Below are 2,936 nucleotides of genomic sequence, written 5' to 3' on the forward strand. Positions count from 1 at the left end.
AAAGTCTCTGCGTATATAATAACCTTATTCCTCTCCTTTGTTCTTTCTTATTTATAGGTCTTAATTTAGTGTTTTTATTAAAATGCTAACTTAAGCCGTATATAGTTTATTGCTGGTTTATTGCCTACTTACGAAAGTCCTCGCGGACTTTCTTGGTCGGTAATTATTTACTAAATTAGTTGCTTGCAACACGCAACAAACCATATACAAAAACGTTGTACACCATTTGAGAAAAAATGAGAAAGACAGAACTTTGGAACCAAGTTGATAGAATTCTTTGGGAAGATTGGGATCCAATCGGAATTAATGATTCTGGTCCTGAAGATGAGTATAGTGGATATGTTCCTTCAATAATTAAACTTCTTAATCAAGATGCTGACGAACACAAAATTGCGAAGCTATTACTTGAACACGCAAACATAAATATGGGAGGCTCAACAATAATTGAAGACCATTTAAAAGTTGCTAAAAAACTAAAACAATTAAATTCTAAATAATGAGTTGGGATATTGTACTCTTTAATTCAAAACAGAAAATAGAATCAGTTGCGGAATTGGACGAAAACCAACTTGAACCAACTGATTTTAGCGGAATTTTGGAAAGTTCATTTGACAAAATAAAAACTGACGACAATCGCAGAGAAATAATCGGAACTGATTTTACTATTGACTTTTTTGCCGACAGCGAACATTCGAGCAATTTTATGCTTTCATTATTTGGAGAAAACGGACTTTATGCTCTGATTGAGTTATCAAAAAAACATAACTGGCAAATTTACGATTCTGGAATTGACCAAATGATTGACTTGGAAAATCCTGAAAAAAATGGATTTGAAAACCATAGAAAATATGTTAAACAAATACTTAACCGAAAATAAAAAAACGGTGTACAACACCGGCTATAGTTCATTGCTTCTGACTTTCCTCTCGGAAAGTCCTCGCAAATTTGCTATCTTCGGTTTACGGCGGAAAATCCTTGCGGATTTTCACGCAACGAAACCATAGCCAAAACCGTTGCCCACAATATGAAAAAGACGCTATCAATAATATTAATCGTACTGACGATTGGGATTTCGAAAGCTGAAAGTTTAATTACAGCTCAATATCCTGACAAGATTATTTACAATGGAAAAGAGTTCGATTTAAACTCAAATCCATTAGAACCATATTTTGAGAAAAATCCTGAAAATCGACCAGATATGGTATCAACAGCACTTTGGCGTGGATATGTTGGTCATTTTGAGATAATCGAAAACGAGCTATATCTAACTGATATGAAAAGACCAGTTGGTTATAGAGATGACGATGGAAATTTTCAAGAAAAATGGGTTTCAATCTACAGAATGTATTTTCCAAGACAGGAAAAAGTAAAAATCGATTGGTTTAGTGGAATTCTGATTTTACCACACGGAAAAATGGTGCAATATGTTCATCAAGGTTACGCATCAACGTATAGTAAATACTGGCTTCTCGAAATTGAGAATGGAAAATTTAATGAGGCTCGAAAATATAATAATAAAGAATTTGTAAAGTTCAAAAAACGTCAATTTGAGCTGTTTGAAAAAACAGAAGAATATAAAAAACTGTATGCGGAATTAAAAGAAAACGATGAATACAACGATGATGAATTTATAAAATCTTTTATTTCCGATTTTGTAATAAACTATACGACAAAATTTCTGACTGAATAAAATACTGTGGGCAACAACGTATAAAATTAATTGCTAGTGCAAGCCTACTTACGAAAGTCCTCGCGGACTTTCTATCTGTGATTTATTTGCTAACTTCAGTGCTTAAAACACGCAACTAATCTTATACAATCACGTTAGGGCACATTTGAAAAAAAAACTGAATGGCAACAAGAAACAGAAAAGTAAAATCAGTAAAAACTGAACTTCTGACAAAATCAAGAGAAGCAATGCTTTCTGCTGTCCAAATCTTTAATAATCCAAATATTCAGTTTAAGTCTGAAAGTTTCATTGTTTTATCTAACATTGCTTGGATGTATTTACTTCACGCATATTACCGTGAGAAAAAAATTGAATATAGATATCACGATTTAGTAAATACACGAAAAAGATATCATCGAACTAAAAGAGGTGCATATAAATACTGGGAATTAGAAAGATGTTTAAACGACAATGAATGTCCAATTGATAAAGTTACTTCATCAAATTTAAGATTTCTTATTGGCTTGAGACACGAAATTGAACATCAAATGACAACGAAAATTGATGAATATTTAAGTGCTAGATTTCAGTCTTGTTGTTTGAATTATAATCTATACATCAAAAAGCTATTTGACCAAAAATATGCAATTGACAAACATCTTTCTGTATCATTACAGTTTTCTACCATTAACGAAGAACAAACTGAAAAGCTAAAAGAATTTACAGATTTACCGAAAAATATTGCTACCTACATTAATGACTTTGACGACAAACTTACTGACGAATTATATAATGATATTCGATTTTCCTATAGAGTTTTATATGTGCCTAAATCAGCGAATAATAAAGGACAAGCAGATAAAGTAATTGAATTTATTCCTGCGAATACACCTGAAGCAGAAGGCTTAAACAAGGAATATGTTTTAATTAAGGAAAAAGAAAAAAAGAAACATCTTCCTTCAAACATAGTCACATTAATGAAAGAAAAAGGATTTTCAAAATTCAGTATGCACAAACATACTCAACTTTGGAAAAAAATGGACGGAAAGAATCCAAACAAAAATTTTGGAGTAAGTGTTGAAGGAGCTTGGTATTGGTATGACCACTGGCTGAAAATAGTCGAGGAATATTGCTTGAAAAACAAATCAGAATTAGAATAAAAAACGTGCCCTAACAAAGTACTGTGGTAAAAAACAAGTAAAAAAGCATTAATTTCTCACCAAAGAACTTCTGTAACTATCCTCATATATTAGTCCAGATTTAGCAA

At 31.8% G+C, this 2,936-nt stretch carries 4 protein-coding genes; all 4 read left to right on the forward strand.

Annotation, left to right across the window (positions count from 1 at the left end; translation table 11 throughout):
* The first annotated feature begins 236 nt into the window (after positions 1–236).
* The 4 genes from DFQ11_RS14935 (at position 237) to DFQ11_RS14950 (ending at position 2,829) form a co-directional block, all read left to right on the forward strand.
* Positions 237–497 (forward strand): hypothetical protein, encoded by a 261-nt coding sequence (locus DFQ11_RS14935; RefSeq protein WP_110476677.1) that lies wholly within the window; start codon positions 237–239, stop codon positions 495–497.
* Positions 497–877 (forward strand): hypothetical protein, encoded by a 381-nt coding sequence (locus DFQ11_RS14940; protein ID WP_110476678.1) that lies wholly within the window; start codon positions 497–499, stop codon positions 875–877. Before DFQ11_RS14935 ends, DFQ11_RS14940 begins: the two co-directional genes overlap by 1 nt.
* Before the next feature lie 147 nt (positions 878–1,024).
* On the forward strand, positions 1,025–1,690 hold the full coding sequence (locus DFQ11_RS14945; RefSeq protein ID WP_110476680.1) for a hypothetical protein: 666 nt from the start codon (positions 1,025–1,027) through the stop codon (positions 1,688–1,690).
* Between the two features lie 161 nt (positions 1,691–1,851).
* Positions 1,852–2,829, forward strand: coding sequence for a DUF3644 domain-containing protein (locus DFQ11_RS14950; protein ID WP_110476681.1), 978 nt, complete (start codon positions 1,852–1,854; stop codon positions 2,827–2,829).
* Positions 2,830–2,936: the final 107 nt, after the last annotated feature.

Source organism: Winogradskyella epiphytica (assembly GCF_003217215.1).
GTDB classification, from domain to species: Bacteria; Bacteroidota; Bacteroidia; order Flavobacteriales; family Flavobacteriaceae; genus Winogradskyella; species Winogradskyella epiphytica.